The 20895-nt window shown below is 64.3% G+C and carries 16 protein-coding genes; all 16 read left to right on the top strand.

Annotation, left to right across the window (positions count from 1 at the left end):
- Positions 1-7 precede the first annotated feature (7 nt).
- The 16 genes from K3M67_RS16255 (at position 8) to K3M67_RS16180 (ending at position 20895) form a co-directional block, all read left to right on the top strand.
- Positions 8-1645: a glycoside hydrolase family 3 protein gene (locus K3M67_RS16255; protein WP_353051190.1), complete on the top strand. Its 1638-nt coding sequence runs from the start codon at positions 8-10 to the stop codon at positions 1643-1645.
- Entirely contained in the window at positions 1639-3570 is a 1932-nt protein-coding gene (locus tag K3M67_RS16250) for a glycoside hydrolase family 3 protein (protein WP_285833427.1), read from the top strand. The genes K3M67_RS16255 and K3M67_RS16250 overlap by 7 nt, the downstream gene beginning before the upstream one ends.
- Positions 3571-3608: 38 nt before the next feature.
- A complete protein-coding gene (locus K3M67_RS16245; RefSeq protein ID WP_285833426.1) occupies positions 3609-5249 on the top strand; it encodes a sulfatase family protein in 1641 nt (546 codons plus the stop codon).
- A gap of 25 nt (positions 5250-5274) precedes the next feature.
- Positions 5275-6534, top strand: a complete 1260-nt coding sequence (locus tag K3M67_RS16240) for an MFS transporter (protein WP_066858890.1) — start codon at positions 5275-5277, stop codon at positions 6532-6534.
- A 515-nt stretch (positions 6535-7049) separates the two neighbouring features.
- On the top strand, positions 7050-7214 hold the full coding sequence (locus K3M67_RS16235) for a hypothetical protein (RefSeq protein WP_198162878.1): 165 nt from the start codon (positions 7050-7052) through the stop codon (positions 7212-7214).
- A gap of 83 nt (positions 7215-7297) precedes the next feature.
- The gene (locus K3M67_RS16230) at positions 7298-9628 is read left to right on the top strand and encodes a TonB-dependent receptor (RefSeq protein ID WP_285833425.1); all 2331 of its coding nucleotides are present in this window, start codon (positions 7298-7300) and stop codon (positions 9626-9628) included.
- 23 nt (positions 9629-9651) lie between these two features.
- On the top strand, positions 9652-11055 hold the full coding sequence (locus tag K3M67_RS16225; protein WP_285833424.1) for an MFS transporter: 1404 nt from the start codon (positions 9652-9654) through the stop codon (positions 11053-11055).
- Positions 11056-11083: 28 nt separating this feature from the next.
- Positions 11084-12022: a TauD/TfdA dioxygenase family protein gene (locus K3M67_RS16220; protein ID WP_285833423.1), complete on the top strand. Its 939-nt coding sequence runs from the start codon at positions 11084-11086 to the stop codon at positions 12020-12022.
- A gap of 81 nt (positions 12023-12103) precedes the next feature.
- Positions 12104-13735: an arylsulfatase gene (locus K3M67_RS16215; RefSeq protein WP_285833422.1), complete on the top strand. Its 1632-nt coding sequence runs from the start codon at positions 12104-12106 to the stop codon at positions 13733-13735.
- Between the two features lie 622 nt (positions 13736-14357).
- Positions 14358-14540 carry a Flp family type IVb pilin gene (locus K3M67_RS16210; protein WP_285833421.1) on the top strand — a complete coding sequence of 61 codons (183 nt, stop codon included), beginning with the start codon at positions 14358-14360 and terminating at the stop codon, positions 14538-14540.
- 76 nt (positions 14541-14616) lie between these two features.
- The gene (gene cpaB / locus K3M67_RS16205) at positions 14617-15522 is read left to right on the top strand and encodes a Flp pilus assembly protein CpaB (RefSeq protein ID WP_285833420.1); all 906 of its coding nucleotides are present in this window, start codon (positions 14617-14619) and stop codon (positions 15520-15522) included.
- A complete protein-coding gene (locus tag K3M67_RS16200; protein ID WP_285833419.1) occupies positions 15512-16990 on the top strand; it encodes a type II and III secretion system protein family protein in 1479 nt (492 codons plus the stop codon). Before cpaB ends, K3M67_RS16200 begins: the two co-directional genes overlap by 11 nt.
- Positions 16980-17285 (top strand): hypothetical protein, encoded by a 306-nt coding sequence (locus K3M67_RS16195; RefSeq protein ID WP_285833418.1) that lies wholly within the window; start codon positions 16980-16982, stop codon positions 17283-17285. Before K3M67_RS16200 ends, K3M67_RS16195 begins: the two co-directional genes overlap by 11 nt.
- 21 nt (positions 17286-17306) lie before the next feature.
- Entirely contained in the window at positions 17307-18509 is a 1203-nt protein-coding gene (locus K3M67_RS16190) for a CpaE/TadZ family protein (protein WP_285833417.1), read from the top strand.
- Positions 18510-18511: 2 nt separating this feature from the next.
- A complete protein-coding gene (locus tag K3M67_RS16185) occupies positions 18512-19900 on the top strand; it encodes a TadA family conjugal transfer-associated ATPase (RefSeq protein ID WP_066858881.1) in 1389 nt (462 codons plus the stop codon).
- On the top strand, positions 19897-20895 hold the full coding sequence (locus K3M67_RS16180) for a type II secretion system F family protein (RefSeq protein ID WP_066858880.1): 999 nt from the start codon (positions 19897-19899) through the stop codon (positions 20893-20895). Before K3M67_RS16185 ends, K3M67_RS16180 begins: the two co-directional genes overlap by 4 nt.

Raw genomic sequence — 20895 nt, 5'->3', positions numbered from 1 at the left:
GCGCTGGGTGGAAAACACCCGTGACGCCCTCTCGGTCGAAGCACAGATCGCGCAATTGTTCGTGCTGTCCGCGCGCCATGACACGCTGGCAGAGGTGGACGATCTGTCCACCCATGCCCCTGGCGGCATCCATCGCTTCCCAGCCCATGATCTGGACGCCGCCTGGGCGGCGACCCGCCATGCGCTGGATCGGGCACTGGACGGAACCGGCGTGCCGCTGATCCTGTCCGGCGATATCGAGGGCGGGACGATCAGCTCTCCCTTCACGACGGCCATCCCCAACCAGATGGGCATCGCGGCCTGCGACGACCTTGCGCTGAGTGCCGACCTTGCCCGCATCGTCGCCCACGAAAGCCGGGCGTTGGGCTATAACTGGTCCTTCACCCCGGTTGTGGACATCAACCACGCCTTTCGCAGCGCGATCGTGGGCACGCGGTCCTATGGATCGGACCCTCAGCGCATCATCGACCATGCCCGCGCCTATGTTCACGCGCTGCAGGCCGACGGCATCGCCGCCTGCGCGAAGCACTGGCCGGGCGACGGCATCGACGATCGCGACCAGCACATGACCACGACCGTCAACGACCTGTCGATGGCGGAATGGGAGGAAAGTTTCGGCCGCATCTTCGGCACGTTGATCGACGATGGCGTGATGACCGTGATGTCGGCGCATATCGCCCTGCCCGCCTATGTCCGGTCACGCTGGCCCGATGCGGGACGCACGGCCTTCCAGCCCGCATCGGTCTCCCGCCTGTTGAACGAGGAATTGTTGCGCGGGCAGTTGGGGTTTCAGGGCCTGATCGTGTCGGATGCCACGGTCATGGGTGGCCTCACCAGCTGGATGGACAGGGCCGAAGCCGTGCCTGCGGTGATCGAGAATGGTTGCGACGTCTTCCTGTTCAGCCGCGATCCGGGTGAGGACATGGCGCTGATGCTGCGCGGGCTGCGCGAAGGCCGGCTGTCCGAACGGCGCCTGCACGAAGCCGTCACCCGCACCCTGACGCTCAAGGCGAAACTGGGCCTTCACCGCATGACGAACGACGAGCGGCTTGCCCCCGTCGAACGGGTGCGCGAAATATTGCGCCGGCCCGATCATCTCGCGATCGCCGCCGATGCGGCGGGACGTAGCATCACGCTGGTCAAGGACAGGCAGCAATTGCTGCCCCTCGATCCAACCAAGCACAAGCGTATCGCGGTGATCGCCGACGAAGGATCGAGCTTCTTTTCCGGCGCGCCCGAACGCAGCTTCGACCCGCTACGCGGGGCACTGGAAGCACGCGGTTTCGCCGTGCGCGCCTTCGACCCCGCGGCCATGCCGACGCCGGATGATACGGACCTTGTCCTCTATCTGATCGGACAGGAAACGACCCCGGCCCTTGGGCACATTTTCCTGGACTTCGCCAAGCTGCACGGCAGCCCCCGCAACGCGATGATCCAGTTCAACCGCGAAATCCCGACCCTGCTACTGTCTTTCGGCCAGCCCTATTATCTGTATGACGCCCCGCACGTCGCGACCTATATCAACGCCTATGCCTCGCTGCCCGACGTCCAGACGGCGCTGGCCGAGCGGTTGCTTGGCGATGCGCCATTTGCCGGCGTCAGCCCGGTCGATGCCTTTTGCGGGAAGGAGCAATTGACATGGTGATGCGCGGAAGGATCGCGGCTGCGTCGCTTTTTGCCCTTGTACTCGGCGGCGCGGGAGCACCAACCGACCCATGGCGCGACCTCAACCATGATGGCAAGCGTGACGTCTACGAGGATTATCGCCAGCCGATCGACAGGCGGGTGGAGGATCTGCTGGCGCAGATGACGTTGGAGGAAAAGGCAGGAATGCTGCTCCACGCGAGCCTGCCCACGCCGGGATCGACCATCGGCTTTTCCGGCCGGACCTATGATGCCGTCGCTGCCAAGACTTTGATCGACCAACGGCACATCAGCAGCTTCATCACACGCCTCGTCGTGTCGCCGGCCGAACTCGCGACGCAGAACAACGCCATCCAGCGGCTTGCCGAAGCCAGCCGCCTCGGCATACCCGCCACGATCAGCACCGACCCGCGCCATCATTTCCAGGCGACCCTGGGCGCCAGCACGACTGGCGGCGGCTTTTCGCTCTGGCCCGACACTTTGGGCTTCGCCGCTCTGGGGGACGCGGAAACGGTCAGGCGTTTCGGCGATATTGCGCGGATCGAATATCGCGCCGTCGGCATCCATATGGCGCTCTCGCCCCAGGCGGACCTGGCTACCGAACCACGGTGGCCGCGCTTTGCCGCCACCTTCGGATCCGACCCGGTGACCGTCTCGCGGCTGGCAGGCGCCTATGTCGAAGGATTTCAGCAGGGTCGGCACGGAGTGACGAAGGACGGCGTCGCCACCGTGGTCAAGCATTGGGTGGGCTATGGCGCGCAGCCGAAGGGCTTTGACGGGCATAATCATTATGGCCGCCATGCACCGCTGACCCAGGCCGCCTTCGACCAGCATGTCCGCGCGTTCGATGATGCCCTCGCCGCGCATAGCGCCGGGGTGATGCCTACATATGTCATCGTGCAGGGGCCGACGATCGCCGGCAAGGCCATCGAGCCGGTCGCCGCAGGTTTCAACAAGCAGATACTGACGGGTCTGTTGCGTGGCGAAAAAGCCTATCGCGGCCTGATCCTGTCCGACTGGTCGATCACCCGCGACTGTCCGCAGGCCTGCATAGCCCCCGATGCCGCCCATCCGCAGACGCCAGCCTCCATCGGCACGCCATGGGGCATGGAAGAAGCAGACGTGACCACCCGCTTCGTAAAGGGACTTGAGGCGGGAATCGACCAGTTTGGCGGCGCCGATGATCCTGCGCCCCTGGTGGCGGCAGCACGCGCAGGCCGGATCAGACCAGTTCGCCTGGATGAGGCTGTGCGGCAAGTGTTGCGACTCAAATTCGCGCTCGGGCTGTTCGATAACCCCTATGTCGATGCCGATGCCGCTACGAATATCGTGGGCAATGCCCTCCATCAGGCGAAGGCGGACGCGGTGCAACGCGCGAGCCAGGTGCTGCTGCGCAATGAGAACGCATTGCTGCCGGTCGCCGCCGGCAAGCGCGTCTGGCTGCACGGCGTGGCGGCGGCGGCGGCGCGGGCGGCAGGTTTCACCGTGGTCGACGATCCTGCGGCAGCGGAGTTCGCCCTCATTCGCACCGCGACACCATTCGAAACGCTGCATCCCCATCATTTCTTCGGATCGCGCCAGCATGAGGGCCGCCTGGACTTCCGCCCCGAAGATGCAGACGTGAAGGCAATCGCCCGCGCCGCCGCCCATGTCCCCACGATCGTCGCCGTCGAAATGGACCGCCCCGCGATCCTCACCGCGATTGAACCGATGACCAAGGCGATGCTCGTGACTTTCGGCGCCAGCGACGCGGCGGTGCTGGATGTGATATCGGGGCGGGCTGTTGCCCGCGGTCGCCTGCCCTTCGCCCTGCCCCGCAGCATGGCGGATGTCGAACGGCAGAGTCCCGACCTGCCCGATGACGGTCCCGATCCCGCCTATCCCCGCGGCGTGGGCATCATGCTGCCTGTCCGGTCGCACCATTGAGCGCCATCCTCGGCCCGAGACGGAAAGGAATCCCGCCCATGAAGAATGCCCGCCGCATCCTAAGCGCCACGCTGACCGTCTGCGCCCTGTTCGGCACGACCGCGCTGGCGAGGCCCACCGCGCCGGCCGAGCCGCAGCGCCCCAACATGATCTTCGTGCTGGTCGATGATCTGCGTTACGACGCGATGGGGTTCCTGACGCAGGGGCTGAAGACACCCAATATCGATGCGCTGGCGAAGAATGGCGTCTATTTCCCCAATGCGGTGGTCACGTCCTCGCTCTGCTCGCCCAGCCGCGCCACCATCCTGACCGGCCAGAGCACGCGCAATCATGGCGTGGTCGACAATAACAACAGCTCGGAAGAGGGGCTGGTCTTCTTCCCCGCCTACCTGCAGCAGGCGGGATATCAGACCGGCTTCTTCGGCAAATGGCACATGGGCTTCGACACCGACGCCCCCCGCGCCGGTTTCGACAAATGGGTGAGCTTCAAGGGCCAGGGCACCTATTTCCCGACCGAACAGTTGTCGCCCGAAAAGATCGCGGCGGGCGAGCGGCAGATGCTGAATGTCGATGGCCGGCAGGTGAAACGGACCGCCTACATCACCGACGAGCTTACCGACTATGCAATGAACTGGCTGGAAAAGGGGCGCGACAAGTCCAAACCCTTCTTCCTCTATCTGAGCCACAAGGCGGTCCATAGCGATCCGCTGCCGCCCGATCGCTACAAGAAGCAATATCGCGATCTGGATATCAAGCTGCCGGCGAGCATGGCGAACACGCCGGAAAATAACGCCGGCAAGCCGCTCTGGGTGCAGAACCAGCGCAACAGCTGGCACGGGGCCGACTTCCCCTATCATACCGACAATCCGATGAAGGAGCAGGTGCGCGATTATTATCGCACCCTGTCCCCCGTCGACGAGAGCCTGGGTCGCATCATGGCGTATCTGAAGGCGAACCATCTCGACAGGAATACGATGGTCGTCTTCTATTCCGACAACGGCTTCCTGATCGGCGACCATGGGCTGATCGACAAGCGCAACGCCTATGAACCCTCGGTCCGCGTGCCGATGATCGTGTGGGCGCCGGGGATGCTGCCGAAAGGCGTGACCAATCCGGCGGTCGTGCGCAATCTGGATCTGGCGCCCACCTTCCTCGACGTCGCCCATATCCCTGAACCTGGCCGGATGGAGGGCAAGAGCTTCCTGCCCGTCGCGCAGGGCAAGATGGACGAAAAGACCTGGAACCCGGGCGATTTCGTCTACGAATATTATTGGGAATGGAGCTTCCCCCAAACGCCGACGACCTTCGCGATCGAGCGCGACCGGGTGAAATATATCCAATATCATGGCGTCTGGGATCTGGAGGAACTGTACGACCTCAAGAGCGATCCCGACGAGATGCACAATCTGATCGACGATCCCAGATGGCTGGACACGAAGATCACCCTCCGCAAGGCACTTTTCGACCAGATGGCCAACAGCAAGGGCGAGCATGTCGTCCCCTATACGCGCAAGACCAGTTCGGGCCTGGTCCATCGCAGCATCAAGGGTCCCCATGCCGCCGACTTCCCGGCGCAATGGTATGTCGAGCCCAACCTGCCGACGAAGATGAATGATCTTTTCGCAGACAGCCCCGCCAAGGCGAAGGCCGACGCGGCCGGCAAGTCCTACCACCCCTGATACCCGGACCGGAGAGCGCCAAGACATGAAAGCCTGGTCCCCTGCCGATGAGGCGACCCGCAAGCCGGTCTCGCTCGCCTTCATCGCCGTCTATGTGCTGGCGCAATTCGGCATTTGGGTCGCGCTGCTGACGCCGGTGGTGATTACCATGGCGCTGCGCGTCGGCGCGATCGCGACCGAAGCGGAAAAAGGGCGCTGGCTGGGCATCATCCTGGCGATCGGCGGGTTCGTCGCGCTGGTCGTGACGCCGATCTGCGGCGCGTTGTCGGATCGGACGCGCAGCCGTTTCGGGCGGCGGCGACCCTGGTTGCTGGGCGGACTGCTGGTCAGCGGCGCCGGATTGGTCGTCCTGGGGTCCGCACCCAACCTGCTGCTGCTGGGCCTTGGCTGGGTGGTCTGCCAAGCCGGTTTCAATGCGATGCAGGCCGCCTGCCTGCCGATCCTGCCCGATGTCATTCCGGTGCGGATGCAGGGGCGCGTCGCCGGGATGCTGGGCATGACATCGACCGCCGGCACCTTCGCTGGCAGCTGGATCACGCAGTTCACGCAATCGTCCGACCTGTTGATGTTCCTGGCGCCCTTCGCCATCACGGTCGTTGGCATCGTCACCCTGTGTCTGATCCTGCCCGACCGCCCGGCCTCGCCCGATGAAGATCGGCCCGTCGGCGTCGGCGCCATGCTGCGGCACATTGCAGCGCCTTTCCGCGACTGGGATTTCAGCTGGGCCTTCGGCAGCCGCTTCCTCATCATGATGGCCTGGTCCTTCCTGCTGACCTACCAGCTCTTCTTCCTGACCGACCAATTGTCGCTGCCGAAATCGGATGCGACGCAGGTGATGGTCAAATCGATGGGAATCATCGCGACCGCCACAATCGGCATATCGATGATCGGCGGCTTCATTACCGACTGGACCGGCCGCCGCAAGCCGCTGGTATTCCTGGCGGCCGTGCTGGAAGGCGCGGGATTCCTGACAATCGCGCTCGCGCCCTCGGTCGACCAGTTCCTGGTCGGCGTGGCGATGGCAGGGATCGGCAAGGGCCTGTATTTCGCTGTCGATCTGGCGCTGCTGGCCGCCATCCTGCCGAGCGATCAGGACCGGGCCAAGGATATGGGCGTCTTCCAGATCGCCAACAGCCTGCCCCAGTCGCTCGCCCCGGCCATCGCGCCGGTCATCCTGATGATCGGCAGCGCCGGCGGAAAGGATTATGCCGCCATCTATTTCACAGGCGCGGTTTTCGCCCTGCTGGGCGCGTTCGCGATCAACCCCGTTCGCCGATCGAAATGAGCCTTGGCCAATAGAGGCCATCCGTCGCCTTCGGCAGGGCTAGGGCCCATTTGGCAGGAGCGGACGAAAACGAACGCGCGCGCCCTGATCCAACGGGACATGCCTTGATGGAAGCGGACACGCAGAACCGTTCCGCTGCAAGCGCGGATATGGGGATCGAAAGCAAAACTTGCCTTGCGCAACAAAGTCTATCTGATATGTAGACATAGCCCCAGCGATGCGAATGGCCACGTATCGGATGACATCATCGGCATGGCCCGCGGCTTTTGATCGGGAAGCAGCTTGCTCCGCGTCACCAACAGCTAAAGCGCGCGATGCCAGGGCGACCACGCCAGGATCGTGTTCCCTCCACACCCATGGAGTGCGAAACGATGCGCCAATTTTCAATGACAGTATAAGGCCAACCGCCGCGCGTCTCGGGGTGGCCTGACCGCGTCTCCAGGGCGCGGCAAGGCCATGACCGTCAACGATCCCGCCCTGTCATACCGCACCGCCGGTGCGGGAAAGGCATGTCCATGCCTAAAAAACATGCCGCCGCGCCAGATGTGCGGCGTTCCACCTATTCGGTGTCCGTCCTCCACTCGGCCGCTGCGCTCTACGGCGATGCCGTCGTGCGCGATGCTCTGCTGCGCGGCGCCGACGCCACCAAGATAAAAAAATCCAGGGAGTCCACTCCATAATGTTGTCCAGCCTTTCCCCGCGTCGCACCGCCCGACTTTCTGTGCGCTTCCTCCTCCTGCTCGGGGTTTCCGGCGCCGCCTGCATGGCGCAGGCTCAGGAACAGCCGCTTCCCCAACCGGTCGACGCCGCCCTCGACGAGGGCGATGCCGGCAGTCCGATCGTCGTCACCGCACGCCGTCGTGCCGAAAATGCACAGGATGTCCCCGTCGCGCTTGCCGTGGTCGGCGGCGCCCTGCTCGAACAGCGCGGCGACTATACTTTGTCGGCGGTGCAACAGGTCGCGCCCAGCCTCCAGCTCTTCAGCTTCAATCCGCGCAACACCAACATCAATATCCGCGGGCTCGGCTCGAACGTGGCGCTGACCAACGACGGGCTGGAAAATGGGGTCGGCGTCTATATCGACGACGTCTACTATGGCCGCGTCGGCGCCAGCCAGTTCGACCTGGTCGATCTGGACCGCATCGAAGTGCTGCGCGGGCCGCAGGGCACTTTGTTCGGGAAGAACACGACCGCAGGCGCGATCAACATCACCACCCGACAACCGGAATTCAGCTTCGGCGGACAGGCCGAAGCGACACTCGGCGAGTTTGGCTTCCACCAGGTGCGCGGCTCCGTGACCGGTCCGCTGACCGACTGGGCGGCGCTGCGCATCAGCCTGGCCGACACCCATCGTGACGGCTTCATCCGTAACGTCCATGATGGCCGGAAAGTCCATGACTATGACAATTTCACGGCGCGCGGGCAGTTGCTGCTGAAGCCATCGGACAGCTTCTCTCTCCGCCTCATCGCCGATTATGGCAAGCAGACACTGAACTGCTGCACCCGATCACCCTACGCGGTCTTCACCAGCTATGACGATGGCACGGCCATCGCCAACAATTTCCTCCAGCGCACAGCCCGGGCGGGATACACGCCTCTGCCGGTCGATCCCTTCGCGCGGAAGGTCGACGTCGACGCCCGGTTCCAGGCATTCATGAACCAATGGGGGGTATCGGGGAAGGCCGACTGGGATCTCGGGCCGGTCACGCTCAGTTCCATCACCGCCTATCGCAAGTGGAACTGGTATCCGCGCAACGACGGCGACTCTACCTCGCTCTCGGTCAACACGCTTAGCCATCAGGAAAATCGCCAGCGCCAGTTCAGCCAGGAATTCCGCCTCGGTTCCAATGGTGAAGGCCGCCTGAGCTATATGGTCGGCGCCTATTATTTCTGGCAGATCATCAACGGATCGGGCGCCTCCGGCTATGGCGTCGACGCGCCGCTCTGGCTCTTCCCCAACGCCGACCCGACAGTGCGGCAGGCGGCGGTCAACGGTTTTGTCGCGCGATCCACGTCCGACCCGGAAACGAAAAGCTACGCCCTGTTCGGCCAGGCAAGCTACGACCTCATCCCTGACAGCCTGTCGCTGACGCTGGGATTGCGGTACACGCACGAAAAGAAGCAGGGCAGCTTCGACCAATGGTGGGCGGAAGGGAATGATCTGTCCGCGCTGACCGCAGCGCAGCGTGCTGCCGCCATCACTCTGCGTAACAGCCTGAACCCCGTCGCCAGCTACTCGACCGGCTTCACGGACGACAGCCTGTCGGGCCTCGCCACCCTGTCCTACAAGGTTACGCCGGACATATTGGTCTATGCGACCTATGCCAGGGGCAACAAATCCGGCGGTCTCAACCTGACCAATATCCCGGCTGGCGTCAGCGCCGATGTCGGCCCGGAAAAGGTCGACAATTATGAAGCCGGTCTAAAGAGCCAGTGGTGGGACGGCAAGCTGACCGTCAATGCCGCGGCCTTCTGGACGGACATTTTCGACTATCAGACGGCCATCGTCGAGCAGATCGTCGGCACCAACAGCACCCGCAACTATATTACCAACATCCCCCAGGCGCGGGCGCGCGGCTTCGAACTTGATAGCGTGCTGGCGCTGTCGAAGCGTCTGAACCTCAATGCCTCGCTCGCCTATACCGACGCCTATTATGTGTCGTTCAAAAATGGCCCCACGCCGGTGGAATCGCTCAATCCGACCACCGGAGGTTCGGCGATCACGGACCTGAGCGGAAGGCCGCTCTCCGGCGTTCCGAGCTGGTCGTGGAGCGCAGGCGGCGATTTTTCGGTGCCGCTGGGCACGACCGTGCTGGGCGACGCCGATCTCTATGGCCGCGCGGACTATAGCTGGCGCTCCTCCTACTACACGGCCGTATCGGACAGCCGCTATTCGCTGGTACCCAGCTATGGCGTCGCCAACGCCCGCATCGGCGTGCGGCTGGAGGACGGCGCCCTGGACCTGTCGATCTGGGCCAAAAACCTGTTCGACAAAAATTATGTGGACACGCTCTCGGTCGCCAACACCGGCCTCGTGACAGCCACACTCGGCGACCCCCGCACCGTCGGCGCCACGCTCCGTACCCGATTCTAGCCCCAGCCGAAAGGAGACGTATCATGGCCACGCTCCCTTACACGGACCTGTATCCGCCCGGCCGCCTGTCCAGTCCGCCCGACGCGGAGGCGCGTCGCCTCACGCCGCTACGGCTGGCCGGCTTCGCATCGATCGCGGTACCGATCGCAGGCGCGGGCCTTCCGCTCGCGCTGTTCGTGCCGCAACTCTATGCGACCGAATTCGGTCTGTCGCTGGCGACCATCGGCCTCATCTTCTTCCTGGGCCGTTTCTGGGACGTCGCCGCTGACCCGCTCGTCGGCGTTCTGAGCGACCGCACCCGCAGTCGCTTCGGCCGCCGCCGTCCCTGGATCGCGGCAGGGGGCTTGCTGTTCGGCCTGTCCTCCGCGCTGCTCTTCTTCCCGCCGGCCGCGCTGGTGACGCCCGCCTATCTCGCCGCCGTGCTGTTCGTTTTCTATCTGGGCTGGTCGATGCTGGAGATCCCCTCTTCCGCATGGGCCGGGGAATTGTCGCGCCGCTATCACGGTCGCACCCGGGTCGTGAGCTACCAGGCGCTGCTGCGTTCGATAGGGCTGCTGGCGGTGCTGGTGCTGCCGACCATCCTCGAACAGTTCGAGCCGGCCAATGGCCTGCTCAAATTGAAGCTGGTCGGCGGCTTCATCCTGGTCACGCTCGTCCCGGCCCTGCTGCTGAGCCTGCTGTCGGTGCCGGAACCAACCGTGCCAGCCGCGCCACCGGTTCGCCAGGGTTTCGGCCGCGCCATCGGGGTGATCTTTTCCGACAAGCTGTTGCTGCGCGTGCTTGCAGCCGACGCGGTCGTGACGACGGGCCAGTCGATCCGCGCCGGGCTGATCGTCTTCTTCGCGGTCTGGTATATGGGCCTGCCGGCCTGGGCGAGCGGCCTCTATCTGCTGCAATTCATCTTCGGCGTCGCCGCCGCGCCGATCTGGCAACGGATCGGTACCCGGATCGGCAAGCGCGAGGCCGCGATAGCCGGCGAACTGGCGCAGGCGGCGATCAACCTCGCGCTGCTCCTCGTCGTCCCCGGCGCCCTGCCGCTGCTTGTCGCCCTCACCATCGCCCAGGGGCTGACCCAGGGATCGGGCAACCTGATGCTGCGCGCCATGGTGGCGGACGTCGCCGACGCCCACCGCCTGCGCACCGGCCATGATCGCACCGGCCTCTTCTTCTCGGTCTTTGCGCTGTCGGCCAAGCTGGGACCGGCGATCGGCATCGGCGTCGCCCTGCCGCTGATCGCCTGGGCAGGCTTCAGGGCTGGTCCCGGCAACGCCCCCGAAGCCCTGGAATCGCTCAAATATCTATTCGCGATCGGCCCCGCCCTGGCCCACATCCTGGCCACCGCCATCATCTGGCGCTTCCCCCTCGACGAAGCCGCCCATGCCGAAATCCGCCGCGCCCTCGACCGGGCGGACGTGATCCCCGCCTGACCCTACCCACCCCTGAAAGGAGACTGTCATGACCATTCTCACCCAGAGCTTCATCAACGCTGCCGACGCCGACGGTCCACTCGACATCGTACCCGTGGCCGGCCGGATCGGCGCTGAAATCCGGGGCATCGCCCTTGGCGGAGACCTGGACGACGCCACGTTGGCGGCGATCCGCGACGCGCTGCTGCGACACAAGGTGATCTTCTTCCGCGACCAGCACCAGCTGGACGATGCCGCGCAGGAAGCCTTTGCCGAACGCTTCGGCAAGCCTATCGCCCATCCTACTGTTCCTGTGGTTCCCGGTTCCAAATATCTGCTGGAGCTGGATTCGAAGGAAGGCCGCGCGGCATCGAGCTGGCATACGGACGTGACCTTCGTGCCCGCCTATCCCGAAGCCTCGATCCTGCGCGCGCTGGTCATTCCGCAAGCGGGCGGCGACACGCTCTGGGCGAATACGGTGACGGCCTATGAGGAACTGCCCGAGCAGTTGCGCCAGCTCGCGGACACGCTCTGGGCGGTGCATACCAACCTTTACGACTATGCGACCATCCACACCGACGCCAATGACGAGGCGATCCGGCGCCACCGCGAAGTCTTTGCCTCGACCGTCTACGAAACCGAGCATCCGCTGGTTCGCGTCCATCCCGAAACCGGCGAGCGCTCCCTGCTGCTCGGACATTTCTTCAAGCAGTTCACGGGCCTCAGCCAGGCGGACAGCCAGCGCCTGTTCGCCATCTTCCAGGAGCATGTCATCAAGCCGGAAAATACGGTGCGCTGGCGCTGGCAGCCGGGCGACGTCGCCATCTGGGACAATCGCGCCACCCAGCATCGCGCCATCGCCGACTTCGGCGTGCAGCACCGGCAGCTTCGGCGCGCCACCATCGCCGGCACCGTTCCCGTGTCGATCGACGGGCGCGAAAGCCGCAACCTCAAGAAGGAACCACAGCAGCTTGCCGAAGCAGCCTGACCCCTCGCATTCCTGACCTTCGGCATGTCTGGGCCGCACCCCCGATCGGGTGCGGCCCCCTTTTCTCAGGGGACAACCCTCATGAAATTCCGTACCTTGTTTGCCAGCCTCGCCCTGACCAGCGCGATCGTCGCTCCCGCCGCGGCGCAGGAAAAGCGTCCCAACATCCTCGTCATCGTCGCCGACGATCTCGGCTATTCCGACCTGGGCGCGTTCGGCGGCGAAATCTCGACGCCCAATCTGGACAAGCTCGCGACGCGCGGCATCCGCTTCACCGGCTTCCACACCGCGCCCACCTGCTCCCCGACCCGATCCATGCTGCTGTCGGGCACCGACAATCACCGCGCCGGCCTTGGCACCATGGCGGAGATGCAGGCGCCCAATCAACTCGGCAAGCCGGGGCATGAAGGCTATCTGCGCCCCGACATCGCCGCCCTGCCCGAAATCCTGTCCGCGGGCGGCTATCGCACGCTCTTTTCCGGCAAATGGCATCTGGGCCTGACGCCCGAGCAAGACCCCCATGCGCGCGGCTTCCAACACAGTTTCGCGCTGCTGCAAGGCGCGGGCAATCATTTCGGTACAGACATTTCGACCGATCCCAAGGCCGGCGCGACCTACCGGGAGGATGGCAAGACATTGGCGGCATTGCCCGATGGCTTTTATTCATCCGACGGTTTCGCCACGAAGCTGATCGAGCAGCTCCGGGCGACGCGTGACGATCGGCCGTTCTTCGCCTATCTGGCCTTCACCGCGCCGCACTGGCCATTGCAGGCTCCGCCCGAAACAGTGGCCAAATATCGCGGCCGCTATGATGCGGGCTATGAGGCGCTGCGCGCAGAGCGCCTGACCCGTCAGGTGGCGCTCGGTCTGGTGCCGGCCAGCGCAGCGCGGCATTCGCTCGACAATGCGCGCGCCTGGAAGGAACTGTCGGCGCAGGAACGGCAGACGGCGTCCCGCTCCATGGAAGTCTATGCGGCGATGGTCGACCGGATGGACCAGAATGTGGGCAGGGTCATCGATGCGCTGAAGGCCAGCGGCGAGTATGACAATACGATCATCCTGTTCCTGGCGGACAATGGCGCGGAAGGCATGGATCTGGTCCATGCGAAAAATCCGCGGTTCCGGACGCACGCGGCGAAGGCCGACAATAGCCTCGACAATCTGGGCAAGGCATCGAGCTATGTCAGCTATGGACCCGGCTGGGCGCAGGCGGCGACCACCCCCTCGTGGCTCTACAAGGCCTTCGCCACCGAGGGCGGCACGCGCACGACAGCCTTTCTGAGCGGCCCCGTGGTCAGCCGGCCGGGGTCCGTGGCGCACCCCTATCTGAACGTTATGGACGTGACCCCGACGCTGCTCGACCTCGCGGGCGTCGCTGCCCCCAAGGGCGAGTTCCAGGGCCGCGCCGTCCAGCCTCGGCTCGGCACGAGCTGGGTACCCTGGCTGTCGGGCAAGGCCGACGCCGTTCACGCCGCGGACGAGAGCATCGGCACCGAATTGTTCGGTTCGCGCGCGCTGCGGCAGGGCGACTGGAAGATCACCGATCCGGGCGACGGCAGTTGGCGATTGTTCAACATTGCGCAGGACCCCGGCGAGACGACCGACCTGTCGCACCGGGAGCCAGCACGCAGGGCTGCCCTCGAACAGGCATGGGACGCCTATGCCAAATCGGTCGGCGTGGTGCTGCCCCAGCCGCAGATCATGGTGGAGTGACGCTGAGGGGTCGGGAGGTGCGCATATCGGGCGCTCCGGTCAATCCGACAGCGAAATAGACAGTCTGACGGCTGTCGGTGGATGGCGGACCGGACCGGCATCCACCGGCCGCTTCGGCGCAATATGGCGGCCGAGGTGCGCCTTAACCTTCCTCCACTTCCTTAAATGCGATTCACTCCTATTTTCAATTAAAAAAGCAAATATTCATTTCGCCTCAAGTCTACACCCTCCGCATCACCGGCTTTTGCCTCACGCAATACTGCCCCTTCGGCTCCATGTCCCTAATTGAGACATGATAGCGGAGAGCCACCGCCTATTTTGTCGTTTCTCAGTGCGTTGAGAAGAATCGAAAAGATTTATGGCAATTTTGGGTAACGTTTAAGGGTTAGTTGACGAATCGACCGGAGAGGCGGATTTCTAGACAACTTGGCCGGATGGCTCAGTACCGCTTACTATCTCCGTTTGCATGTTCAAATCTTCATGCAGACATGTGCAAATAGTGAGATGATGGCGGTTAGGGGGGTGGGTGCCTGCATTTCCATACCGGGTCTCCCATCTATGATGCATTGCAGCAATTCAGGCATCGCAAAGATGACTGACTGTATTTTTGGGAGTATGATAGATGATCAAGTTCATCCGTGACTTCGTTCGTGACGATGCCGGCGCTTCGGCCGCCGAATATGCCCTGATCCTCGCCATTGTCGGCTCGGGCATCGCCGCTGCTTCCTTGGCGCTGGGCACCACCATCTCGAACTCGTTGAACGCTTCGGGAACCTGCATCAGCAGCAAGGGTCAGACCTGCTGAACCTGGTCTAGCCAATATTCGCTGGCCGGGATCAAGGTTCCGGCCAGTATTTTCAAGCTTTCGCGTGGGGGGTGCCATGCAGGGGCGCAATATCATCGTAGTCGCCGTGGCCGTTTCCTTCGGACTTGGAGCGGTCATTCTGGGCAATGCTTATTTTTCCGGCTATGAAAAGCAGCAGGAAAAGTCCGCCGAGGCGCAAAGACTTGTCCGCCTTGTAGTCGCCAGCCAGGATTTGCCGTTCGGAGCCCAGCTGGGGCCGCAGAATGTGCGGATGGTGAACTGGCCCGCGCAATCGGTGCCGACCGGCGCCTTTACCGACATCGAGCAGTTGACCAAGACGAAGCGCGTCGCGCTGCGTCCGGTCGTGGCCGGCGAGCCTTTGCTCGCATCGAAGATTTCGGGCAGCGACGGTCGCGCCACGCTGTCGACCACGGTCCCGGTCGGCAAGCTGGCCTACGCCATCCCCATCAACGACGTATCGGGCGTCGGCGGCTTCGTCCGCCCCGGCGATGTGGTCGATGTGCTGCTGACGCGCCCCATACCCGGTGACGGCGCGGGCGCCAACGACAAGATGACCGATGTCGTGGTCGAGGCGGTGCCGGTGCTGGGGATCGACCAGGTCGCCGATTCCAGCCAGACCAAGGCGGCAATCGCCAAGAGCGCGACCCTTCAGGTCGATGCGCGGCAGGCGCAGAAGCTGGCGCTGTCGATCCAGCTCGGCCAGCTCAGCCTGGCGCTGCGCAACGTCGCCGACGCACAGCAGACGGCGATGCCGACGGTGCTGCCGCGGCACCTGTCGACCACCAACATCTACATGCCCCGCCGCACCGGAGGCGCCACGCCGCCCGCAGCATCGGCCATGCCTGCCCTGTTCCGCCAGATGGCGCAGCGCCCGGCGCCCGCGCCACGCCGCGCCGGGCCGACGATGACGGTCGTTCGCGGCAGCAACCCCAGCGATTACGAGGTGCAACATGGTTACTAACCTGCCCCGCGCCGCCGCGCTGGCGCTCGCCCTCACAGCGCCGGGCATTCCGCTTGCAACCCAGGCCGAAACCGTGATGCCGGCGGCGCTCCATGCCGGAACGCTCGACATTCCGGTCAACAAGAGCCAGGTGGTCAGCGCCGACCGTCCGATCGCAAAGGCGATGGTTGGCAATGCCGACATTGCCGACGTGCTGCCGCTGACCGACCGCTCCATCTATGTGCTGGGCAAGAAGATGGGGACCACCAGCCTGACGCTCTATGACTCGGGCGGGCGGGTGATGTCGATCATGGACGTCGCCATCGGACCGGATATCGAGGCGCTGACGCGCCAGATGCGGGAGCTGATCCCCGGCGACCAGATCAATGCGCGCATTTCCAACGACTCGATCGTCCTGACCGGCATCGTCAACAGCGCGGCGTCATCGGCGCGCGCGGTGCAGCTGGCGCAATCCTATGCCGGCGACAAGGTGATCAACATGATCTCCATGGGTTCCAGCCAGCAGGTGATGCTGGAGGTGCGCTTTGCCGAAGTGCAAAGGTCGGCCGGGAAGGAGATCGGCCTGAACAGCTTCCTCCAGTCCGGCGGCAACAATTTCAACGCCGTCACCGGCAGCGGCGCGCAGATGGTGCCTAATGCGGTCATGGGCGAAGGATCGCTGCAACTGCGGTCGATCACCGACACGTTCGGCATTTTCCGGTCGGTGTTCAGCCTGGGCGGGGTCAGGATCGACGGCATATTGAACGCGCTGGAAAAGCGCGGCCTGTCGAAGACGCTGGCCCAGCCGACGCTCGTCGCGCTTTCCGGCGAACGCGCGTCCTTCCTGGCCGGGGGAGAATTCCCGGTGCCGGTCGCGCAGAACGGAACGGGTGGAGACGCCGCGATCTCGGTCGAGTTCAAGCCTTTCGGCGTCAGCCTGGGCTTTACCCCGACCGTGCTGAGCGACCGGACGATCAGCATCATCGTCGAGCCGGAGGTGAGCGAGATCGATCCGACCGTATCGCTGGATGTCGGCAATATCAGCATTCCGGGCCTGCGCACCCGGCGCGCCAGCACGACGCTGGAGATGCGGGACGGCGAGAGCTTCGCGATCGCCGGTCTGCTGCGCAACGATTACCAGACGGCGATCCGCCAGCTTCCGCTGCTGGGCGCTTTGCCGGTGATCGGCGCGCTGTTTCGCTCCACCAATTATCAGAAGGGCGAAACCGAACTGCTGATCGTGGTGACGCCGCATCTGGTCCAGCCCATCCGGCCCGACCAGGTGCGTCTGCCTACCGATCGCGTCCCCGACCCGCGCGAATCGGACGCGTTCCTCTTCGGCCAGCCCTATCGCCCACTGCCGGTGGTGCCCAACGGCGCACCGACCGAAGCCGTCGATCCGGCGCCCACGTCAGGCTTCACACCCGACCCCGGCACCGCAGCGGCGACCAAGCCCGCCAAGCCCAAGGAAGACGGCTATGCCTATTGACCGCCCCCGCCTGTTGCTCATGATCGGATCAGCCTGCGCGCTGTCGGCCTGCGCGGAACCGCATGGCGGTGTTCCCTACATGGGAGGACCGACCAATTTCGGGGAGGCGAACCGCCAGACCATGGCCGCGCAGGTGGTCAATCCTCTGCCGGTCTATGACACGCCCCTGCCCGAAACCAGCGGCGAACATGCCGAGCAGGCGATCACCCGCTATCGCACCGACAAGGTGAAGCGGCCCGCCAACGCCAAGATATCCAATGTCGCAACGGTCGCCGCTTCGGCGGCGGGCAATTGATGGCAAGGATGGAGAGGGTATATGGGTGCGCCCGACTTTCCCGCTGACCAGATGAAGCACGCCGCGCCCGGCGAAGGACCGCGAGTCCTGATCGTGGCGTCGCCCCGCGAGATCGCGCCGCTCACGGCCGTGATCGAGGATGGCGGCCTGTCGGGGGTGATGGCCCTGCCCCTGGACAGCGACGAGCCGCTGGGCGGGGCGCAACTCGGCCGGGCACGGCTGCTGGTACTGGAGGTCGATCCGGGCAGCAGCGCATCGATGCAGCGGCTGACGCGCGTGGCCGAAGAACGGCCGGGCCTGATCGTGATCGCCGCGGTCCGCGACGCCACCGTCTCGCTCATTCGCACCATCGTGCGCGAAGGTGTGGCCGACGTCGTGTCGCTGCCGTTCGATCCGCAGGAAGTTTTGCAGGCGACGCTGGACGCCATGGCGCGGCGCGATGGCGACACGCGCCCGCCAACGACGCTCGCGCCGCTGCTGTCGGTGGTGCGATCGGTCGGCGGATGCGGCGCGACCACCGTCGCCACGCATCTGGCAGGTGCGCTGGCGGCCAGCGACACGAGCGGCAAGGGCGCGCTGGTGGCGGATCTGGATGTCCAGTTCGGCACTGTCACCGACTATCTCGGCCTTGCACCCAATGGCCGGCTCAACGACCTGCTGGAGGCGCACGGGCGGCTCGACGAAGAGCTGTTGAAGTCCGTGGTGATCGGCGCAGGGGAACAGCTGTCGGTGGTCGCCGCGCCCGACACGATCATGCCGCTGGAGCAGATCGACACCGACCAGCTGCTCAAGGTGATCCAGCTTTTCCGCCAGCAATATGGGATGGTGGTGCTTGATCTACCGGCGGACTGGACGAGCTGGACGCTGTCGGCCGCCGCGGAATCGGATGCTATCCTGATGGTGGTCGAACTCTCCCTGCCGAGCCTGCGGCAGGCCAAGCGCCGGCTGGACCTGTTCCGGTCGGTCGGGATCGAGGATAGCGCGGTCCACATCGTCGCGAACCGGGTTGAGAGGCGACTGTTCAGCACCATCGACCTGAGCGATGTCGCGCGGACATTGTCGCACCCCGTCCTGGCGTCGCTGGCGCTGGAAGAGCCGCTTGTGAGCGCCGCGCAGAATCAGGGCCAGCTGGTCAACGCCGTTCGTCCGAAAAGCCGTTTCGCCACCGACATCACCAAACTTGCCGCTCTGCTACGCAGCGGTCCGCTCAATCGGGGAGGCTGACCATGTGGAATGTCCGCAAGAGCGAGCAGCTCATCACGCCGGAGCCGGTCGAGGTCGACGGACCGCCGCCGGCCGCCGCGCTCGCCGCCGTACCGGCGGAGCCTTCCTTCTCCGACCGGATGATCGCGCTCAAGGTGAAGATTCACCGGCTGCTGCTTGACCGGATCAACCTGGCCCTGCTCGACAAGATGTCGCGCGAGCAGATCGTCAAGGACGTGTCGGAAATCGTGGCCGAACTGCTGCAAGCAGAAGGCGAAGTCCTCAATCGCAACGAGCGGGCGCTGCTGTGCAACGACGTGCTCGACGAACTGCTCGGCCTCGGGCCGCTCGAGCCGTTGCTGAAGGACGAGACGATCACCGACATATTGGTCAATGGCTGCGAATCCGTGTTCGTCGAGCGTTATGGCCTGTTGGAGCGCACCGCCACCCGGTTCCAGGATGAGCGCCACCTGCTGCGCATCATCCAGAAGATCGTCACCGCAGTAGGTCGGCGTATCGACGAATCCTCTCCGTTCGTGGACGCCCGGCTGGCCGACGGATCGCGCGTGAACGCGATCGTGGCGCCACTGGCAATCGACGGATCGCTGCTGTCGATCCGCAAATTTTCCAAAAAGCCGATCAGCATGGAACGGATGATCGAGTTGGGCAGCATTCCCGCGTCCATGGCGACCGTGCTGAAGGCGATCGTCGCCGCGCGGCTCAACATCATCATCTCGGGCGGCACCGGTTCGGGCAAGACCACCATGCTGAACGCGCTGTCATCCCATATCGACGAACGCGAGCGGATCGTGACGATCGAGGATTCGGCCGAGTTGCAGTTGCAGCAGGATCATGTCGCGCGCCTGGAAACCCGCCCGCCCAATATCGAGGGCCGCGGTGAAGTGACCCAGCGCGATCTCGTCAAGAACGCATTGCGGATGCGGCCGGACCGGATAATCCTGGGCGAGTGCCGGTCGGGCGAGGCATTCGACATGCTGCAGGCGATGAACACCGGCCATGACGGGTCGATGACCACCGTCCACGCCAACACGTCGCGCGATGCCCTGTCGCGGATCGAGCAGATGGTCGGCATGAGCGGCATCGACATCTCCGCGCGATCCACGCGCAGCCAGATCGCGAGCGCGATCAACGTCGTGCTGCAAGTAGGGCGCCTGAGTGACGGGCGCCGCAAGATACTCTCCCTGTCCGAAGTGACGGGGATGGAGGGCGAGGTCATCACCATGCAGGATATTTTCCGCTTCAAGATGGCCGGCCGCGATGCGGACGGTCGGGTCGCCGGCCATTTCGAGGCGACCGGCATCCGGCCCAAATTCATGAACATCCTGGCGGCGCACGGCATTGAAATCGATCCGTCCGTGTTCCGCCCGACGACGCAGTTCGACATGCCATGACCCCGCTCCTGCTCCGCCTGGCGATTCTGATCGCGGTTTTCGCGACCGTCTTCCTGCTGTCGCAACTCGTGATGAGCATCATCCTCAATCGGCGGGCCGAACTGGGCACGGTGAACCGGCGAATGTCCATGCTGCGAACGGGGCAGGATCGCGACGCGGTCCGCACCGCGCTGCTCAAGAATGCGCCGCCCACGGTCGCGCCGGATGCACCCTGGTGGCAGCGGCGCCATGTCGGCCTGATCCGCATGGTGATGATGTCCGGCATTTCGATGAGCGCGCGCAACCTGCTCGTCGGATCGGGAATTGCGTCGATCACGTTGTTCGTCCTGATGTTTCTGCTGGTGGCCGGACGTTTCAGCCTGACTATCGGCGTGGTGCAACTGATCGCGATCATGTCCGTCATCATGGGCGCGGGCCTGCCGCTGATGGTCATCAGCCACCGCGCGCAGCGGCGGCGCAAGCGGATGCAGGATCAATTCCCCAATGCGCTCGACATCTTCATCCGGTCGCTGCGCGCAGGGCATCCGATCGCGTCTGCCATAGATTTGATCACCCAGGAAATGCAGGACCCGATCGGCAGCGAATTCGGCCTGGTCGCAGATGAAGTCTCCTATGGCGCCGAATTAAACGACGCGCTGTTCGGCATGGCCGAACGATGGGATCTGGAAGATATCCGCATGTTCGTCGTGTGCGTGGCGGTCCAGTCCGAAACCGGCGGAAATTTGGCCGAAATCCTGGAAAATCTTGCGCGCGTGATCCGCGACAGGGCCAATCTGTTCCTCAAGGTCCGTGCGCTGAGTTCCGAAGGGCGCATGACGGGCTGGATGCTGACGGTACTTCCCGTGTTCGCCTTCACCGTACTGTTTACCTACAACCCCGGCTTCTATCTGGATGTCGCTCAGGACCCGATCTTCACCATCGGCTTCCCCATGCTGATCGGGCTCTATGCGATCGGGGTGTTTTCGATCCGCCGACTAACGGACCTCAAGGTGTAG

Origin of the sequence: Sphingobium sp. V4, from assembly GCF_029590555.1 — a bacterium.
Lineage (GTDB): Bacteria > Pseudomonadota > Alphaproteobacteria > Sphingomonadales > Sphingomonadaceae > Sphingobium.
This window is presented reverse-complemented; position numbering and strand designations above follow the sequence as displayed.

Coding starts and splice junctions, on each gene's coding strand:
- K3M67_RS16250 (WP_285833427.1), top strand. CDS start 1,639: ATGGTGATGCGCGGAAGGATCGCGGCTGCGTCGCTTTTTGCCCTTGTA.
- K3M67_RS16245 (WP_285833426.1), top strand. CDS start 3,609: ATGAAGAATGCCCGCCGCATCCTAAGCGCCACGCTGACCGTCTGCGCC.
- K3M67_RS16240 (WP_066858890.1), top strand. CDS start 5,275: ATGAAAGCCTGGTCCCCTGCCGATGAGGCGACCCGCAAGCCGGTCTCG.
- K3M67_RS16235 (WP_198162878.1), top strand. CDS start 7,050: ATGCCTAAAAAACATGCCGCCGCGCCAGATGTGCGGCGTTCCACCTAT.
- K3M67_RS16230 (WP_285833425.1), top strand. CDS start 7,298: ATGGCGCAGGCTCAGGAACAGCCGCTTCCCCAACCGGTCGACGCCGCC.
- K3M67_RS16225 (WP_285833424.1), top strand. CDS start 9,652: ATGGCCACGCTCCCTTACACGGACCTGTATCCGCCCGGCCGCCTGTCC.
- K3M67_RS16220 (WP_285833423.1), top strand. CDS start 11,084: ATGACCATTCTCACCCAGAGCTTCATCAACGCTGCCGACGCCGACGGT.
- K3M67_RS16215 (WP_285833422.1), top strand. CDS start 12,104: ATGAAATTCCGTACCTTGTTTGCCAGCCTCGCCCTGACCAGCGCGATC.
- K3M67_RS16210 (WP_285833421.1), top strand. CDS start 14,358: ATGATCAAGTTCATCCGTGACTTCGTTCGTGACGATGCCGGCGCTTCG.
- cpaB (WP_285833420.1), top strand. CDS start 14,617: ATGCAGGGGCGCAATATCATCGTAGTCGCCGTGGCCGTTTCCTTCGGA.
- K3M67_RS16200 (WP_285833419.1), top strand. CDS start 15,512: ATGGTTACTAACCTGCCCCGCGCCGCCGCGCTGGCGCTCGCCCTCACA.
- K3M67_RS16195 (WP_285833418.1), top strand. CDS start 16,980: ATGCCTATTGACCGCCCCCGCCTGTTGCTCATGATCGGATCAGCCTGC.
- K3M67_RS16190 (WP_285833417.1), top strand. CDS start 17,307: ATGGGTGCGCCCGACTTTCCCGCTGACCAGATGAAGCACGCCGCGCCC.
- K3M67_RS16185 (WP_066858881.1), top strand. CDS start 18,512: ATGTGGAATGTCCGCAAGAGCGAGCAGCTCATCACGCCGGAGCCGGTC.
- K3M67_RS16180 (WP_066858880.1), top strand. CDS start 19,897: ATGACCCCGCTCCTGCTCCGCCTGGCGATTCTGATCGCGGTTTTCGCG.